The sequence below is a fragment of the Nocardia sp. CWNU-33 genome, assembly GCF_046764895.1.
In the GTDB taxonomy this organism is placed as follows: Bacteria; Actinomycetota; Actinomycetes; order Mycobacteriales; family Mycobacteriaceae; genus Nocardia.
In genome coordinates, this window is sequence record NZ_JBKOQN010000006.1 from 1 (window position 1) to 17,887 (window position 17,887).

A 17,887-nucleotide genomic window follows, 5' to 3' on the forward strand; every position below is an offset into this window, starting at 1 on the left:
CACCCATCAGGGCACGGTTGGCGTCATCGTGCTCGAGGAACGGGATCATCGCGGTCGCCACCGACACCATCTGACGCGGCGACACATCCATGTAATCGACCTCGGCGGCCGAAACGAACTCGACCTCTTCACCGAGACGACGAACCAGGACCTTGTCCTCGAGGAAGCGCCCCTCGGCGTCGACCGGCGAGTTGGCCTGCGCACGGATGTGCCGGTCCTCCTCGTCGGCGGTCAGGTACACGACGTCGTCGGTGACCTTGCCCTCGACGACCTTGCGGTACGGGGTCTCGATGAAACCGAACGGGTTGACCCGCGCGTACACCGACAGCGAACCGATCAGGCCGATGTTCGGGCCTTCCGGGGTCTCGATCGGGCACATGCGGCCGTAGTGCGAGGAGTGGACGTCACGGACTTCCAGACCGGCGCGCTCACGGGACAGACCACCCGGGCCAAGGGCCGAAAGACGGCGCTTGTGGGTCAGACCCGACAGCGGGTTGTTCTGGTCCATGAACTGCGACAGCTGGGAGGTTCCGAAGAACTCCTTGATCGCGGCGACGACCGGGCGGATGTTGATCAGGGTCTGCGGCGTGATCGCCTCGACGTCCTGAGTCGTCATCCGCTCGCGGACCACGCGCTCCATGCGCGAGAGGCCGACCCGGATCTGGTTCTGGATCAGCTCGCCGACGGTGCGCAGGCGGCGGTTGCCGAAGTGGTCGATGTCGTCGACCTCGACGGGAACCTCTGCGCCACCCGGCGCGGTCATCATCCGATCACCGGAGTGCAGGCGCACCAGGTACTCGATCGTGGTGACGATGTCTTCCTTGGTGAGGACCGACGCGGTGATCGGCTCGCCGAGGTGGATGCCCAGCTTCTTGTTGATCTTGTAGCGACCGACGCGCGCCAGGTCGTAGCGCTTCTCCTTGAAGAACAGGTTCTCCAGCAGGGTCTGCGCGGACTCCTTGGTCGGCGGCTCGCCCGGGCGCAGCTTGCGGTAGATGTCCAACAGCGCCTCGTCCTGACCGGCGGTGTTGTCCTTCTCCAGGGTCGACATCATGATCTCGGAGAAGCCGAAACGCTCGACGATCTCCTCGGTCGTCCAACCCAGCGCCTTCAGCAGCACGGTGACCGGCTGGCGACGCTTGCGGTCGATGCGGACACCGACGGTGTCGCGCTTGTCGACGTCGAACTCCAACCACGCGCCGCGGCTCGGAATGACGCGCACGCTGTGCAGGTCCTTTTCCGTGCTCTTGTCGACGCTGTTGTCGAAGTAGACACCCGGCGAACGCACCAGCTGCGAAACGACGACGCGCTCGGTGCCATTGATGATGAACGTGCCCTTGTCGGTCATCATCGGGAAATCACCCATGAAGACCGTCTGGCTCTTGATCTCACCGGTGTTGTTGTTGATGAACTCAGCGGTGACGAACAGCGGCGCCGCGTAGGTCATGTCCTTGTCTTTGCACTCGTCGATGGAGGCCTTGACCTCTTCGAAACGAGGATCCGAGAAAGACAGGGACATCGAGCCCGAGAAGTCCTCGATCGGCGAGAGCTCCTCGAGCACCTCCTCGAGACCCCCCGTTAGTCCGCCGTCACCGCGGAGCGCGGCCTTTTCACGCCATGAAGGCGAACCGATCAACCATGCAAATGAGTCCGTCTGTAGATCGAGAAGTCCGGGCACCTCCAAGGGTTCACGGATCTTCGCGAAAGACACCCTCAATGGGGCTCCGGGGATTCCGGCAAGTGCCTTGGTCTGGGTGGAGACTGCCAAGATGCGTCCTTCCAGCACCTCACGCGCGTCGCGTGGTGGTCCGCGACCGTCGCTTGTCTGCTACGAATTCCGCTGGTTACAACCCGAACGAAACCCGAACAGGCAACAGCGGAAGTAACACCGGAAGGGTGGAACTCACGTGTGCGAATCGAGGTATGGACAGGAGGCAGCCAGCGCAACGTCCAAACCTACACCTACATACGCCGAGGTGTCAAAGTACCACCAGAGCGAGCCTCCGCGTGGCGGCGCGCCGTGACCTATATGGCTGGCGCGCCGGGCCCGAATCGCTGGCTGCGTCGGGAGCCACGGGGCGCTTGGAGCCACTGTGACAGCTGCCGCTGTTGTGAATAGCGTGACGGGTCGGGCGAAACTCGTCAAGTGGCAGCGCCGACCAGGGGCGCACCGAGATCGCCTGCCGCGCTACAAGATCACCAGGTCGAGCGGCTCAATTGCGATCGACGATGTCGCTGGCCAGCCAACGTCCGTCCTTTTTTTGCATGCGCAAAACGATCGGACCGGAGGCGCTTTCCTGCGCAACGCCGTCTTTGTTCGCGCTGACGACCATATTGACGAGCAGCTCGGCCTTGTCATCGGTGAGCAAGGTCACTCCGATCGGCTTGGCATCGACATCCGCGCTGGTCTGGGCCTGTTTGATAGCGGCGATATTGGTGTCGGCGTACTTGTCGAAGTCGGTCAGCATCTGCCCGGTCACCACCTGGTGCACCGCATCCTTGTAGCCGTCGAGCTTCTTCACGTCGTAGGCGAACACGGTGCGCAGCGCGTGCTCCGCGGCGGCGCTCACTTCTTCGGTGGCCTTGGTCTGCACGAACGCCTGGTTCGAATCGTCGACGCCGGGCCGGAAGGCCGCCAGCACCGCGAAACCGGCGAGCAGCACTGTGGCGACGACACCCGCAATGACAACACCCCAGCCGGTCTTCGAGCGCCGCAGTGGCCGCCGAGCAGGCCGCTGCTCGACGTCGTGCTGCGGTGGCGTGCCGGATTCGACCGTCTCGGTGTTGCCGGCGACTTTAGGACGGCGGGTCCTCGCGGTGCGCGGCTCATCGGCGACCCGGGTCTTGCCGGTCGGCCTGCGGTTCGACGTGGCAGGCTCTGCAGCTCGCCGATTGCGCGCTCCCGCGCCCGCGACCGCCCGGTCGGTTGCAGCCCGATTCCTGGGCGTTACGCGGTTGACGGGTCGTTTGGATGCCATGAATCGGTCCTCCTACGAGCCGGGCTTGGTCGGGGGCGCGGGGGCAGGAGCAGGGGCAGGAGCACCGGGCGCTTGCGGCGCACCGCGCGTACTACCTGGTTTCGGTGCGTCCAGCGGCACCGGCTGCCCGAGCGATTCCGCCTTCTCCGCCTTCCAGACCTCGCCCTCCTTGATCATGTTCAGCGTCCAGGACTGCCGGAAGCTGACCGGCGCGGTATCGGGCACGCTGCGTGTCACCTGCAGCACCACCAGCGCCGATGCCCGGTCCCGCTCGGAGTTCAACGAGGTAAGGGCCGCACCGAGCACCTTCGACTCCAGCTTGGTCTTGGACTCCGAAGCCGTCGTCCGCAGCTGTTCCTGCCCCTTGGTCGCCTCGTCGAGCAATTGGCCGGTCATCGAGGACTGGATCATCGCGATCGAGCCCTCCACATCGGCCGGGTTGATCGACATCAGATTGATCGCGGCCTGCCTGGCATCGGTGAGCGCGGCATCACGCGCCTCGGTGCGCGGACCGTCGGTGAAGAACGCGGCACGCACCCAGCCCCCGCCGAACCAGGCCGCGGCGACCAGCGCGATCACCAGCGCGGCGGCGGCCACCACGGTGACGACGAACGGCGGCCGCCCCGCCGCAGTGTCGGCGAGCACGGAATCGACCGCCCGCGCCGCCGGCTCCGCTGTGGACTGTTCCGCGGTCGGCGACTCGGCGGCGGCCTCCGTGGGGACAGCCGCCGCGGCGTCGGATTCCGTGGAATCGGGCGCGTTGGGTCCAGGCTGTTCCTTGGAAAGATCGGGACTCACGACTGCACCTCGCTGACGCTCGGTTCCGTCGTGCCCCGTGGCGCTGTGCCTATAGTTCGCTCGCTGCGCTCACTCACGACTGCACACCCTAACGTCAGTAATTATTGCGGCGACGCCGCGTCGGTCCTGGTCACCGCTTCGGCGTGACCCCCAGCAGGGTGGCCATCTGAACAGCGATCGGGTTGAGGTTCAGCTTTTCCGGGTCGGTCTTCGGGTTGGAATCCCACGGCTGCACGATGCTCGGGTCTGCGAGATCGGCCCGCGCGCCACCGCGCACCGCGGTCGGATTACCAAACGGCACAGTGCATTTCGCGTCCCGGTTGAACGGGAACTCGTCACGCGTGTCGTCGAAATCCGGATTCTCCCGCTTCATCTGCTCGAGGATCCGCTGGGTCCCCTCGTAGCCCAACGTGCACGCGGGCGGGTTATTGGCTTCGAGGACGAGACCGAAGTGGCTGGTGCCGTCGCCGGGGGCGGTAGAGGAGGCGCCGATGGACAGCGACGGCAGCATGATCAGCAGCGGCCGCAGCGCGTAGAACTTCGGCGAGATGGACTGCAACAGTTGGCGCAGGTTCGCCAGGTCCTCGGTCAGTGCGGGGCCACTCTCGCTGAGCAGCGCGCCGATTTGGTCACTTGCGTCCGTTCCCGTCCCGATCAGCCTGCGCAGATCGGGGTCGCTGGACCGTAGCTGAGCGGTCAGCAGATCGAGGCCATTGCTGAATCGGCGGATCGCGCCGTCCTGCTCGGCCTGGGTGCCGAGCGCGATGCGGCCGTCCTTGATCAGCTGAATCGTTTGCGGCAGCGTCTCGTTGAACGTGACGGTGAATTTGTTCAGCGAGTCGACGAAAACCTGCAGATCGTCGCCCTTGCCGTTGAACGCTTTGCCGAGCTCGGTGACGGTGGTGTTCAGCGCGGCCAGGTCGACCGAGCTGGTGAACGAGTCCACACTGCCGATCAGTTCCTCGATCGATACCGGTGTCGTCGCCGAGGTGATCACCGAGCCGTCGCGCAGATAGGGACCGCGATCGGAATCGGGCTGCAGATCCAGGTATTGCTCGCCGATGGCGGAGCGGTTGGCAACGACGGCCTTGGCCGAGGCCGGGATGTCCGGCGAGCTCGAGTCGATGACGAGGTTCATCACCACGCCCTTGTCGGAGAGCTCCAGATCGCCGACCCGGCCGACCGGAACGCCGCGGTAGGTCACCTCGGCGCCCTTGTAGATGCCGCCGGTCTGCGCCGTCTCCACCTTCACGGTGTACAGATCGAAGCCGAGCATATTGTCCAGGCGGATGTACTTGGCGCTGACGAGCACCACACCCACCACCGCGACCACGACGAAGAGGATCAGCTGATTACGGACAAGGCGGGTCATCGCGGACCACCTCCCACACCGAGTTGGTCGAGAATCGCACCGAGCGGATTCGTCGGCGGCGCAACGCCGTTCGCGGGCGCGAAGGCCATGTTCGGCGGCAGCGGCAGGATCGAGACCGTGGGCCAGCCCGGTCGCGGACCGTTCCCGTTGTAGTACGGGTTGGTCGGGTTGATCACCGGCGTCGGACCCGTTTTCGGCGGGATGTACACCGGATCACCCTTGCCGACACCGAGATTGCTCAGCGTCACGCCGATCTGCTGGTCCACCGACAGCCAGGTGTTCACCTGACCACCGAAGGTGCCCTCCAGCGTCGAGTCGGGGAACGGGTAGGTCGGCACCAGCGGCAGCGCCGTGACCAGATCCGGCGCCGCGCGGCCGAGCTCCTGCAGTGTCGGACGCAGTGCACGCAGATCGGTGATCAGATCGTTCTTCGAGCGGTCCAGCACCTCGAAACCGGCCTGGCCGACCCGATCGAGCTGAGCCAGCATCGAAATCAGCTGCGGGCGTTGCTCATTGAGGATCTTGATACCCTCGGGCAGTTCGTCGAGGATCTTGCCGATCTGATCGGTCTGGGTGGCCACCCGGCCGCTCAGTGTCGCGAGACCATCTATGGCCCTGGTGATGTTGTCGACCTGTGCGTCCAGTCCTGCGATGAGCGTGTTCGCCTGATCGAGCAGCGAACGCACCTTGTCCTCGCGGCCGCCCAACGTCCGGTTCAGCTCGGTGACGATGGGCTGCAGCTGCGCGACGCCACCACCGTTGAGCAGCAACGACATCGCGCCGAGCACCTGCTCGATTTCGGTGGCGTGCCGGGTGTTGGCGACCGGGATCACCGAGCCGTCGGTGAGCTTCTTCGGGTCCGGATCCGCGGTGGGTCTGGTCAGCTCGATGAATTTCTCACCGAGCAGATTGGTCTGCTTCACCTCCGCCTTGGCGTTGGCGGGCAGCTCGACCGAGGAGTTCACCAGGGTCCGCACGCTCGCGGTCCACTGGTCCTTGCCGATGACGATCTCCTCCACCCGACCCACCGGCACGCCTTCGAGCTTGACCGCCGACTGCGGCACCAGGTCGAGCACATCGTCGAACTGGATGTCGATGTGCATCGGGTGCGCGCCGACATCGGCGCCACCCGGCAGCGGGACGCTGTAGATGCCGTTGGAGGCGCACGAGGCCACCAGCAGGCCGACCGCGCTCAGCGCCACGGCCGCTGCGCCCTTGCGAATCGTGTTGCGGCTCATCACCGGCCACCTCCCTGCGACGGCGGAAGCTGATCGGACGGGGTGCCCGGCACGGTCCCCGGCACCGGGGCGCGCTGCTCGTTCTCGCCACTGAGGATGCCGAACGGCAGGATCAGCGTCGGCGTCTTCACGCCCGCGGTGATCTGGTCGGTGATCTCCTTGCAGTGGTCGAGCAGCGGTCGCATCTGCTTGCCGATGGCCTCGAACTTCGGATCGCCCGGCATCAGCTTGCTCAGATCGAGCATCTTGCACACCGCACCGAACGGATCTTGCAGATCGGTGAAGTTGGCGCGCATGTCGAGCGTGCCCGATTCGCCGTTGTGCACATTGATCAGATTGCTCAGCGCCAGCGGCAGCACCGGAAGCGCGGCGGCGAGATCATCGCGCTTGTCGGCGAGGGTCTTGGTGAGCTCGGTGAGCGCCTGCGCGTTGTCGGCGATCAGGTCGCGGTTGTCGTCGATGAACCGGGCGACATCGCCGAGGCCGACCGACAGCAGGTTCAACGCTTCACCGAGGTTCTGCCGTTCGCCGGCGAGGAACCCGGACAGATCCGCGAGCTGCGCGTTGAATTGACGCACCTGCGAGTCGTTCTGGGCCAGCATGGTCACGAAGCTCTGCAGGTTCTTCACGGTGTCGAAGATGTCCCCGCGCGCGTCGGACAGGTAGCGCGCCGCCCGCGAGAGCTGGGTGATGCTGTTGGCGAGCGCCTCGCCGTTGCCTGCCAGGTTCGCCGCCGACGTGCGCACCAGCTCGTTCACCGCGCCCTCGGCGTTGGCGCCGTTGGGGCCCAACGCATCCGACAGCTCGGTGATGCTCTTGTACAGCTGGTCGACCTCCACCGGGGTGACCGTGCGGTCCCGCGGAATGGTCGCGGTGCGGCCCATTTTCGGCCCGCCGGTATACACCGGCGTCAGCTGGATGAATCGGTCGGAGACCACCGAGGGGGTGATCTGCGCGGCCTTGGCGTCGGCGGGCACGTCGTATTTCCGGTCGACATCCATGACGACCCTGACCTGGTCGCCCAGCGGCTCGACCGAGGCGACCCGTCCCACCGGCACCCCGAGCACCCGCACGTCGGAACCCTCGTAGATGCCGACCGATCGATCGAAGTAGGCGGTGATCTTGGTGGTGGTCATCCGATCGAACAGCCACCACAACACACCCGCCGCCAGCAGGGCAGCGACCACCACCACGGCGATGGCCGCCTTGGTGCCGCGACTGGAGGACCGCAGTGCGGTCAAGGGCTCACCGCGCCAGCTCGTCGCCATGTCAGTTACCTTCCAGAGGGCCGAAAGAACGCACCGGCGGTCGATCACCGGGAATTTCCGGCAGGCCCGGCGGAAGCAGGTTGACGATCACCGCGTCGAACCAGCGACCGGTGCCGAGCACGTTGGCGTAGAGGCCGTAGAACGGCGCCGCGAGTTCCAATGTCTTGGAGATGTTCTGCTGGTTGGCGTTGAGCAGGTTGATGGAGGCCTTCAGATTGGTCAGGGCCGGGCCGATCTGCTCCTGGTTGTCGTGCACCAGCGCGCTGAGTTCGGCCGCCACCGTCTTGGCTCCGGTGAGCAACTGCGAGATCGACTGCTGACGAACATTGAGCTCGGTCAGCAACTGCCCGCCCGAGGCGAGCAGCCGCTCGAACTCGGCATTGCGATCCGCGAGCACCTGGGTGGTCTGCTTGGTCGCGGCGAACATCCGCTTGAGCTCTTGGTCGCGCTTGCCGAGGGTCTCCGAGAGCCTGGCGACACCATCGATGGAACTGCGGATCTCCGGCGGCGTGGTGGCGAATGCCTCCGACAGCACCCGCATGCTGGTGGCCAGCTGCGCAGTGTCGATCTCGTCGATGTTCTTTGCCGCATCACTGAACGCATCCACCACGTCGTACGGAGAAAGCGTGCGCGACAACGGGATTCGCTTGCTCGGATCGGCGGGCTTGGAGCCCTTCGGGTCCAGCGCCAGGTACTTCTGCCCCAGCACGGTCTTGATCTGGATGGAGGCGGTCGTCTCGTTGCCGACCCAGGCGTCCTTGGTGCGGAAGTCGATGAGCACCCGGTCACCGGCCAGCCGGACATCCGACACTGCACCGACCTTGACGCCGGCGATGCGGACTTCGTTGCCCTTCTTGATGCCCGCCGCCTCGGAGAACTCGGCGGTGTACTTGGTGCCCGCGCCGATGATCGGCAGCCGGTCCAGGAAGAACGCGGAGATCGTCACCAGCAGCACCATCACGAGGCCGAGCACACCCATGAATGCGGGGCTGCGCTTGCCGAGCAGGATCCGGTCGTCCATCTAGCGGCCCTTCCCGTGGCAGCGCGGCGCGGCGTTGGTGTAGAGCGGCTGGTTGATCGTCGGCATCCCGGCCGGGAGGTTGAGCTGCGGCGCATCCGGCACACCCGGCCCGACGACGATGTCGATACCGCACAGATAGAACTGGAACCACGAGCCGTAACTGCCGACGCGGCCGAGCTTCTCCATCTTGATCGGGAGGTTGTGCAGCACCTCGTTCACGTCGTCCTTGCGCTCGTTGAGGGTGCCGGTGAGCTGGTTGAGCCCGGCAATCGAACCCTGCAGCGACGGCCGGGTCGGGACAAGCAGATCCGAGGTCGCCGAGGCCAGGTTGCCCAGCGAGGTCACCGAACGTCCGATGGTGTCGCGCTCGGCGGCGAGCCCGCTGACCAACGCCTCGGTATTGACGATCAGCTGGTCGAAGTTGTCCTCGCGCTGGTTGACCGTTTCCAGCACGGCGGTCAGGTTCTTCACGAGTTCCCCGATGACGGCGTCCTTGTCCGCGATCTTGTTCGTCAGGCTCGCGGTGCTGGTCACCAAATCTTTGATGGTGCCCTGCTCGCCCTGGAACACCTGGATGATCTCGAAGGACAGCTTGTTCACGTCGTCGGCGGTGAGCGTGTGGAACAGCGGTCGGAAGCCATTGAACAGAGTGGTCAGATTCAATGCCGGACGCGTCTTCTCCAGCGGAATCGTCGCACCCTTGTTGATCTTGCGGCCCTGCTCGCCTGCCCCCTGCTCGAGCGCGATATAGCGCTGGCCGACCAGGTTGCGGTAGCGGATGGTCGCCGTAGTCGAGGCGGGCAGCCAATTGCGGTCGGCCAGTTCGAATTTCACCTCGGCCAGCCGCTTGTCCACAATCGAGACGTCGGTGACTTTGCCGACCCGCACACCCGCGATGCGCACCTCGTCGCCCGGGTTCAGCGAGGTGACATCGGTGAACCTGGCCTTGAACTCGGTACCGCCACCGCTGTAGTTCGCGATGGACAGGCCGAGCACCGTGGTCGCGAAAAGGGTGACAATGACGAAGATGATCAGCTTGGTCAGCGGCGATCCCACGCCACGCAGCTTCTGTTTCATCGCACGCTCACCTCACTTCCGCGGAATGCCGGCGCTCCGATCCGAGTCACCCAGCTGGGCACCTGTTCCGGCGAAACATCGTTGGCCGCACCGTAGATCGCGCCGAGGGTCTGCTGCTCGAGTGGCGAATTCGCCGTGGTCGGCGCACTGCCTGCCGGGTAGACACCGAACTGCGGAGTCTCCAGGTATCCGGTGTTCTGGTCGCCGGGGTTGCGGCTCGGCACCTGATACGAACCCTCGTTGGCGGAACCACCGGTGTACTGACCGGGGTCGACGCCGAGCGGGTACTCCGGAACGCACCACGGCCCCCGGGTGTCCAGCCAGCGCGGCTCGTCCTGGTTGGGCAGATACTTGCCGCGGGTGTTGACCAGTTCGATGGTCACCCGCGAGCCGGGCCGATCGGTGCCTTTGCCGAAGAGGCGGTCGATGCGCGGCTTCATCTTCGCGAAGTTCGCCAGCGCGCACGCGTAGGTGGGCGAGTAGGTCGCCAGCAGTTCGAGGGCGGGCCGGGAGTCGACGGCCAGATCGATGATGTTGTCGTGGTTGGCGAGGAAGAAGTCGGCGGTGGTGGCCGCGGTGGGGGTCAGCGAGGCTATCAACGTGTCGATCTGCGAGCGCTTCTGCACGATGGTCGCGTTGGTGGTACGCAGATTGTTCAGCGCGTCGATCAGCTGCGGCGCGGCATCGGAGTAGGTCGCGGCCACGTCGGCAAAGCTCGCAAGATCCTGTTGCAGATCCGGCATCACCACGTTGACCTCGCGGAAGATGTTGTCCAGCTTGTCGATCGTCTCGCCGAGCGCAAGACCCTGACCCGACAGCGCCTGCGACAGCGAGCCGAGGGTGGCGGCCAGATCCTGCGGCGGAATCGCCTGCAGCAGCGGCAGCAGATCATCGAGCAGCTTGCTGATCTCGATCGCGTTGCCGCTGGTGTCCTGGTGCAGCGTGACGCCATTGGTCAGATGCTGGGCGCTGGGATCGTCCGGGATCACCAGATCCACGTACCGCTCACCGAACAGCGTCTTGGGCAGCAGCCGGGCCGTCGCGTTCACCGGAATCTGTTCGGCCTTGCCGGGATCCAGCGCCAACGCCAAGGTCACCTTGCCGCCCTCGGACTGGCTGGAACGGACTTCACCGACATGGACGCCGCGGACCTTGACGTCCGCATTGCGGGTGAGCGCATTGCCGACGCTGTCGGTGATGAGGTTGACCTCGACTGTCTTCACGAACTGTTTGTTGTAGATCGCGATGGTGGTCCAGAGGAACAGCGCGCAGATCACGAAGAACGCGATACCGAGAACCCGGACCCGCACCTTTTCGGTAGACCGCCAGGCTTGAACGGAACTCATGACCGAGCCTCACTTCGCTCGCCACGGATGCGGCTCATCCCGCGACCCGCACCGTCGTGGTTGTTCCCCAGATCGCCAGGCTCAGGAAGAAGTCGAGCACATTCACGAGCACGATCGCCGCACGCACCGCCCGGCCGACCGCGACACCGACGCCGGCGGGACCGCCGGTGGCGTGGAAGCCGTAATAGCAATGCACCATGATGATCACGAACGCGAATACCAGCACTTTGAGGAACGAATACAACACGTCCTCTGGTGGTAGGAAAAGGCTGAAATAGTGGTCGTAGGAGCCGCTGGATTGCCCGTTGAACCAAATGCTGATCATTCGCGATGCCAGGAATGTGCCGAGCAGACCGACGATGTACAGCGGAATGACCGCGAGGAATCCCGCGATCACACGGGTAGAGACCAGGAACGGCACACCCGGCACCGCCATCACCTCGAGCGCGTCGATTTCCTCGGAAATGCGCATCGCGCCGAGCTGGGCGGTGAAACCACAACCCACCGTTGCCGATAGTGCCAGCGCCGCTACCAGCGGCGCGATCTCGCGGGTATTGATATAGGCGGTGAGGAAGCCGGTCAGCACCGAGCTGCCGAGTGAGTCGAGCGCCTTGAAGCCCTGTAGGCCGACCACGACACCGACCGAGCCGGACATGAACACGATGACACCGATGGTGCCGCCGATCACCGCGAGCGCGCCGCTGCCGAAGGTCACCTCGGCGAGCAGCCGCATGACCTCCTTGCGGTAATGCACCGCGGTCCGCGGAATCCAGGCGATGGCGCGGGAGTAGAACGACATCTGCTCACCGGCGCGATCGACCATGTTCAGTGGCATACGCACGATTTCGCCCGCCCGGCGGGCAGTCTTGGCCAGGGCCGGGCTGCGGTAGGAAGTGGCCACGGGTCAGGCGCCCTTGGCGGGGACGACCTGGAGATACACCAGGGTCAGCACCAGGTTCACGAAGAACAACACCAGGAACGTGATCACCACCGCTTGGTTCACCGCGTCACCGACTCCTTTCGGGCCCCCTTTGGGATGCAACCCCTTGTACGCGGCAATCACGCCGGCGAGCAGACCGAACACGAGCGCCTTGATCTCACCGATCCACAGGTCCGGCAACTGCGCCAGCGCGGAGAACGAGGCCAGGTAGGCGCCCGGCGTACCGCCCTGCAGCAGCACATTGAAGAAATAGCCACCCGCGATGCCGACCACCGACACCAGACCGTTGAGCAGCACGGCCACCAGGGTCATGCCGAGGACGCGTGGCACCACCAGCTTCTGGACCGGATCCACGCCGAGCACCTCGAGCGCGTCGATCTCCTCGCGGATGGTGCGCGAACCAAGGTCGGCAGCGACCGCCGACCCGGCCGCGCCCGCGATGATCAAGGCGGTGACGACCGGGGCGGCCTGCTGCACGGTAGCGAGCACGCTGGTTGCACCGGTGAAAGATTCGGCTCCCAGTTGCTTGATCAGCGAGCCGGTCTGTAGCGCAACAACTGCGCCGAACGGGATTGCCACCAGTGCGCTCGGCAAAATCGAAACACTCGCGATAAACCACGACTGCTCGATGAATTCGCGCAACTGGAACGGCCGCTTGAACGTCTTGCGCAGCACGTCGATAAAGAGCGCAAAGATGTTGCCGGCCTGAGCAAACCCTGACTCCATTGGAGTCCGCAATCGCGCCAGGGTGGAGTTCACGATCGCAGATGTTACCCGTTAGTTGTGTTGTGGCGCACGGTTGTGTCGTATGTGCCACCTTGATAACCTGCTGGGTCGCCGCTGTTATAGGTCAGTACCTGCGTGTCGTCGTTCTCCGCAAGTGACTCACGAATCGCAACCTGCGCCTGGTGCGGCAGCGTGTGCATGATCTCGCGGACCCGCTCTTTGCGACGATGCACGGCCTGTCGCACCGGCATGCCGGGCTCCGCCTTCATCTGCGGGATGATGCCCTCGACCTCTTCGGCGCCGCCGTGGTGATGGCCGGCGTCGACGAGCGCCTGCTCGCGCGCCATCTGCGCCTCGTCCTTTTCCTCGCTCATACCGATCGGGCCGATCATGCGGCCGTTGAGGAACTGCTTGACCACGGGCTCGTCGCTGGTGAGCAGCACCTCGCGCGGGCCGAACATGACCAGCTGACGGCGGAACAACATGCCGATGTTGTCCGGCACCGTGCGCGCCAGGTTGATGTTGTGCGTGACGATCAGGATCGTCGCGTCGATCTGCGCGTTGATATTGAGCAGCAACTGGCTCAGGTACGAGGTGCGGACCGGGTCGAGGCCGGAGTCCGGCTCGTCGACCAGGATGATCTGCGGGTCCAGCACCAGGGCGCGGGCCAGGCCCGCTCGCTTGCGCATACCGCCGGAGATCTCGCCGGGCAGCTTGTTCTCGGCCCCGAGCAGACCGGTCAGCTCCAGCTTCTCCATGACGACCTTGCGGATATCCGACTCGGACTTCTTGGTGTGCTCGCGCAGCGGGAAGGCGACATTGTCATAGAGATTCATCGAGCCGAACAGCGCGCCGTCCTGGAACAGCACGCCGAAGAGCTTGCGAATCTCGTAGAGCTCCTTATTGGAGCACGTGGTGATATCGGTGCCGCCGATAAAGATGGAGCCTCGCTCCGGGCGCAGCAAACCGATCAACGACTTGAGAAAGACGGACTTACCGGTACCCGAGGGACCGAGTAGGGCGCTGACCTCGCCCGAGGGCAGTGTCAGCGAGACATCCTGCCAAATTCGCTGTGAACCAAAAGACTTGGTAACACCCTCGGTCCTGACCTCGACGCCCACGCCAACCTCCACAATTCTCAGCGAGCAGCCCACCGGCGTACCACGCAATTCGGCTGTCGCGGTGTGTCGCATCACAGTGGGTTCGGTCACTGTAACCCATGGGCGAGACGCGGCACACCTCAACCTGACTGAAGAGTAACCCCGAAACGCTCACGATAATCGCACCACGGTCGCGTGCGTTCGGACAAAGCAAACGGGCGGCCCCCAATGGGGACCGCCCGTTCGGCGAAGTAGTCGCAGGCGACTGCTCGCGGGTTACTCGAAAAGACGAGCGAATTACTTGACGGAGACCTTGGCGCCGGCCTCTTCCAGCTTCGCCTTGGCAGCCTCGGCGGCGTCCTTGGCGACCTTCTCCAGGATCGGCTTCGGGGCGCCCTCGACCAGGTCCTTGGCTTCCTTCAGGCCCAGGCCGGAGACGATCTCACGGACCACCTTGATGACCTGGATCTTCTTGTCGCCCGCACCCTCGAGGATGACGTCGAACTCGTCCTGCTCTTCGGCGGCCTCGACCGGCGCGGCGCCGACAGCGGCGACGGCGACCGGAGCAGCGGCGGTGACCTCGAACTTCTCTTCGAACTTCTTGACGAAGTCCGACAGCTCGAGCAGGGTCATGTTGCCGAAGGTCTCGAGCAGTTCGTCAACGTTGGCCATGATGTTGTTCCTTTCGGTAGTTGATGTCTATGAGGGCGAGCCGCACGCGAATCACCCGCTGTGTTCAATTTGCGGCCTTCGCGGGGCCCTGCGTGGTTACGCTGGCGCTTCCGCCTCCGGGCCCGTCGCTCACGCCGCGGGGTTATTCAGCGGCAGCGGTTTCGCCACCGGATTCGGCCTGCTTCTTCTCCACGAGCGCGGCGGCCAGGCGGGCCACCTGCGATGCGGGAGCGTTGAACAGACCGGCGGCCTTCGCCATGTTGCCCTTCATCGCGCCGGCCAGCTTGGCCAGCAGCACCTCGCGGGACTCGAGGTCGGCGATCTTCTCGACCTCGGCAACGGACAGCGCAGCGCCGTCCATGTACCCGCCCTTGATGATGAGCGCCTTGTTGTCCTTGGCGAAGGTCTTGAGGGCCTTCGCTGCGTCGACCGGCTCGCCCTGAATGAAGGCGATGGCGGTCGGTCCGACGAACAAGTCGTCCAGGCCTTCGACGCCCGCTTCCGCGGCCGCACGCTTGACCAGGGTGTTCTTGGCGACGGAGTACGTGGCGCCCGCGCCGAGCGCGCGACGCAGATCGGTGAGCTTGCCGACCGAAAGACCACGGTATTCCGTGACAACGGTGGCGGTCGAGCTCTTGAACTGCTCCGCAATCTCTTCGACCGCAGTGACCTTCTCGGGTTTTGCCATACTTCGCCTCCTCTCTGGATGTCGGTTCGTATATACGAACTACCAAGCACCAGGGGCCAGCGATAAAGCAAACGCCCCGAACGCAGAGCGTTCCGGGGCGCAATACGGGATCGACCCGAGTAATACCCGGACCAATTCCCAGCCTCAGATCTCCCTGCGTGGGCCGCCGGCTGTTGCCGGACCTTCGACCGATCCCAGGCGGGAACGGCGACCAACGGTCTTCGGTAGAACGGATTGGGTAGCGATCGAACTCGTCGATAACTGTCGTCCAGAGTACCTGCCAAGGTCACCATCTGCCAAAACGGGCTCTCCATGGGGCTGAATCGCCCCCTCCTCGACGTCGAATTGTTGTGCGCCGTCTCACAATTCATAGCGCTTTGTGGTCGACATCTCCGCCAAAAAGTGTTACCAACGGTGACAGATATTGCTTGACTGCTGAACTATGGCAACCTCCATAGTCGATCCACCGGTGCTGCTGGAACGACGCACGCACCGCTTCGCCGCACTCGCCGTGATCTGCCTGGCAGAGCTGCTGGTCGTCCTCGACAACACCATCGTCAACGTGGCCCTACCCTCCCTCGGCGTCGAGCTGGCGACCGGCGTCAGCGGACTGCAATGGTCGTCGACGCCTACACACTGACCTTTGCCGGACTACTGCTCGCCTTCGGAAACCTCGGCGACCGCTACGGCCGCCGCCGGGTGATGATGATCGGCCTGGCCGGCGTGGCCGTCATGTCGATCGGCGGCGCGCTATCGGATGCCATGGGCAGCGTCATCACCGCCCGTGCCGCCATGGGCGTGTTTGCCGCCGCCGTCTTCCCCGCAACGCTCGCGCTCATCATCAATATCTTCACCGATCGTCGCGAACGAGCCCTCGCCATTGCCGCGTGGACCGCCATGGCCGGATTCGCCATCGCCATCGGCCCCATCTCGGGAGGCTGTCTGCTGGAACACTTTTCGTGGCATTCGGTGTTCTGGATCAACGTGCCGGTGGCGCTGCTGGCCATGACCGCGACGCTGATCTGGGTGCCCGAATCGCGCTCCTCGCAGGTAGGGCGGCTGGATCCGGCAGGCATCGGGTTGTCCATCGCGGGCATCACGCTGCTGGTCTGGTCCATCATCGAGGCACCGCGCTTCGGCTGGACATCGGTGACCACGCTCGGCACCGGCGCATTCGGCGTCGCACTGCTTGCCGCATTCGTCACCTGGGAACTGCGCACCAGCACACCGATTCTCGATATGACGCTGTTCGGCAATCGGCGATTCTCGCTGCCCGCCTTGTCGATTGCGATCGGCTACTTCTCGATGTTCGGATTCCTGTTCCTCATCACACAGTACTTCCAAGGCGTGCGCGAATACACACCGCTCGAATTCGGTATCGCCTCACTGCCGTTCGCATTCTCGGTGGCGATCGGCGCGCCGATCGCAACCCTGCTCGCACAACGACTCGGCACCACGTCCGTCATCGTGTTCGGCCTGCTGCTCACCGGCCTCGGCCTCTACCTCGGTGGCCAGGTGACAGTCGACAGCCCTTACCTCACCGACGTGCTGCCGTCCATGGTGTCGATGGCGCTCGGCTTGGCCATCGTGCAGGGCCCGGCCACCGAATCGATCATGTCGTCACTGCCGCTCGACGAGGCGGGCGCGGGTTCGGCGGTCAACGACACCACCCGCGAGATCGGCGCCACCCTCGGTGTCGCGGTGCTCGGATCAATTGTGGCGTCGTATTACACGACTCGCGTTTCGCCGCTCATCGACCGCGTACCCGCCGGGATGATGGACGCCAACGAGCGGAGTCTGGTGAAAGCGAGCCCGCTCAGCGTGCTCGAGATGCGCAAACGGGAGTTGGCCCCATTCTTCGAGGCACAGCGCGAGAACCTGATCACGGCGATGAAGACCGCGGCGCTGCAGGGTTCGCACGCGGCGTCCCTGGTGGCCGCCGGTGCGGTGGTCGTGTGCGCGGTGATCGTCGCAATCTTCCTGCCGTGGGGCGTGCAAGAAGGCGAGTCGGTGCTGCTCGGATGGCGGAAAACCGCAGGAAATCAGGAAGATTCGTCCGACTAGAAACTCGCTCATCACAGTGAACGCCCCGTCGTTCCGGCTTGCGCCGGGAAAACGGGGCATTCTCATTTCAGCGTCAGACCGACAACCGCGCCGCATGCTCGACCAGGCGATCGAGCGCTTCGATTGCGCCAGAACGGAATTCAGCGGTATCGACGAGACCGTCCTGGCCGACGGCCGCACGAGCCACGGGCAGCCTGGCGCAAATGTCCGGATCGACGACCGCGCCGATATAGCCGAGAACGGTTACCAGAGTCGCCGCGGCTCCTTCGCCCCGACCCGGTGCGGCCACATTCAGAAAGGCCGTCGGCTTTTCATAGAAATCGCCGGTGCCGACGGTCCAGTCCAGCAGGTTCTTGAAGCTGCCCGGCAGCGTGCCCGCATATTCGGGAGTGCACAGCAGCACTGCATCGGCGCGCGAAAGCTGTTCGCGGAGGGCGACAACGGATGGGTGGCCCGTGCCGTCATCATCGGGGCTGAAAGCGGGCAGCTCGGTCAGACCTTCGTACCAGGTGGTCTCCACGCCCTTCGGGGCGATCGCCTGCACGGTGCGCAGCGCGGCGGAATTGGTCGAAGCACTGCGCGTGCTTCCAGAAATCAAC

14 protein-coding genes and 2 pseudogenes are annotated in these 17,887 nt (G+C 64.7%); 1 reads left to right on the forward strand and 15 read right to left on the reverse strand.

Annotation, left to right across the window (positions count from 1 at the left end):
• The 14 genes and pseudogenes from ACLMAL_RS09405 to rplJ form a co-directional block, all read right to left on the reverse strand.
• Positions 1-1,786: pseudogene (locus ACLMAL_RS09405) on the reverse strand (DNA-directed RNA polymerase subunit beta); the annotation flags it as partial.
• A gap of 427 nt (positions 1,787-2,213) precedes the next feature.
• Positions 2,214-2,978, reverse strand: coding sequence for a hypothetical protein (locus ACLMAL_RS09410; protein WP_411998719.1), 765 nt, complete (start codon positions 2,976-2,978; stop codon positions 2,214-2,216).
• A gap of 12 nt (positions 2,979-2,990) precedes the next feature.
• Positions 2,991-3,776 carry a hypothetical protein gene (locus ACLMAL_RS09415; RefSeq protein WP_411998720.1) on the reverse strand — a complete coding sequence of 262 codons (786 nt, stop codon included), beginning with the start codon at positions 3,774-3,776 and terminating at the stop codon, positions 2,991-2,993.
• A gap of 130 nt (positions 3,777-3,906) precedes the next feature.
• Positions 3,907-5,148, reverse strand: coding sequence for an MCE family protein (locus tag ACLMAL_RS09420; protein WP_411998721.1), 1,242 nt, complete (start codon positions 5,146-5,148; stop codon positions 3,907-3,909).
• Complete coding sequence (locus tag ACLMAL_RS09425; protein WP_411998722.1) at positions 5,145-6,386, reverse strand: MCE family protein; 1,242 nt, start codon at positions 6,384-6,386, stop codon at positions 5,145-5,147. Before ACLMAL_RS09425 ends, ACLMAL_RS09420 begins: the two co-directional genes overlap by 4 nt.
• Positions 6,386-7,654, reverse strand: a complete 1,269-nt coding sequence (locus tag ACLMAL_RS09430) for an MCE family protein (protein WP_328406561.1) — start codon at positions 7,652-7,654, stop codon at positions 6,386-6,388. Before ACLMAL_RS09430 ends, ACLMAL_RS09425 begins: the two co-directional genes overlap by 1 nt.
• 1 nt (position 7,655) lies before the next feature.
• Positions 7,656-8,675, reverse strand: a complete 1,020-nt coding sequence (locus ACLMAL_RS09435; protein WP_411998723.1) for an MCE family protein — start codon at positions 8,673-8,675, stop codon at positions 7,656-7,658.
• Positions 8,676-9,752, reverse strand: coding sequence for an MCE family protein (locus ACLMAL_RS09440; protein WP_406233573.1), 1,077 nt, complete (start codon positions 9,750-9,752; stop codon positions 8,676-8,678).
• Positions 9,749-11,098: an MCE family protein gene (locus tag ACLMAL_RS09445; RefSeq protein ID WP_411998724.1), complete on the reverse strand. Its 1,350-nt coding sequence runs from the start codon at positions 11,096-11,098 to the stop codon at positions 9,749-9,751. Before ACLMAL_RS09445 ends, ACLMAL_RS09440 begins: the two co-directional genes overlap by 4 nt.
• 34 nt (positions 11,099-11,132) lie before the next feature.
• Positions 11,133-11,921, reverse strand: coding sequence for an MlaE family ABC transporter permease (locus ACLMAL_RS09450; RefSeq protein ID WP_406238953.1), 789 nt, complete (start codon positions 11,919-11,921; stop codon positions 11,133-11,135).
• A gap of 81 nt (positions 11,922-12,002) precedes the next feature.
• Positions 12,003-12,764 carry an ABC transporter permease gene (locus tag ACLMAL_RS09455; protein WP_328412430.1) on the reverse strand — a complete coding sequence of 254 codons (762 nt, stop codon included), beginning with the start codon at positions 12,762-12,764 and terminating at the stop codon, positions 12,003-12,005.
• Positions 12,765-12,808: 44 nt separating this feature from the next.
• Entirely contained in the window at positions 12,809-13,885 is a 1,077-nt protein-coding gene (locus tag ACLMAL_RS09460) for an ABC transporter ATP-binding protein (RefSeq protein ID WP_411998725.1), read from the reverse strand.
• A gap of 276 nt (positions 13,886-14,161) precedes the next feature.
• Entirely contained in the window at positions 14,162-14,536 is a 375-nt protein-coding gene (rplL, locus tag ACLMAL_RS09465; RefSeq protein ID WP_328406566.1) for a 50S ribosomal protein L7/L12, read from the reverse strand.
• Between the two features lie 142 nt (positions 14,537-14,678).
• Positions 14,679-15,224 (reverse strand): 50S ribosomal protein L10, encoded by a 546-nt coding sequence (rplJ, locus tag ACLMAL_RS09470; RefSeq protein ID WP_328406567.1) that lies wholly within the window; start codon positions 15,222-15,224, stop codon positions 14,679-14,681.
• Positions 15,225-15,666: 442 nt separating this feature from the next.
• Between rplJ and ACLMAL_RS09475 the strand changes: the two are divergent.
• Positions 15,667-17,288, forward strand: a pseudogene (locus ACLMAL_RS09475) (MFS transporter).
• A gap of 73 nt (positions 17,289-17,361) precedes the next feature.
• Here ACLMAL_RS09475 and ACLMAL_RS09480 read toward each other — a convergent pair.
• Positions 17,362-17,886, reverse strand: coding sequence for an NADPH-dependent FMN reductase (locus ACLMAL_RS09480; RefSeq protein ID WP_411998726.1), 525 nt, complete (start codon positions 17,884-17,886; stop codon positions 17,362-17,364).
• Position 17,887: the final 1 nt, after the last annotated feature.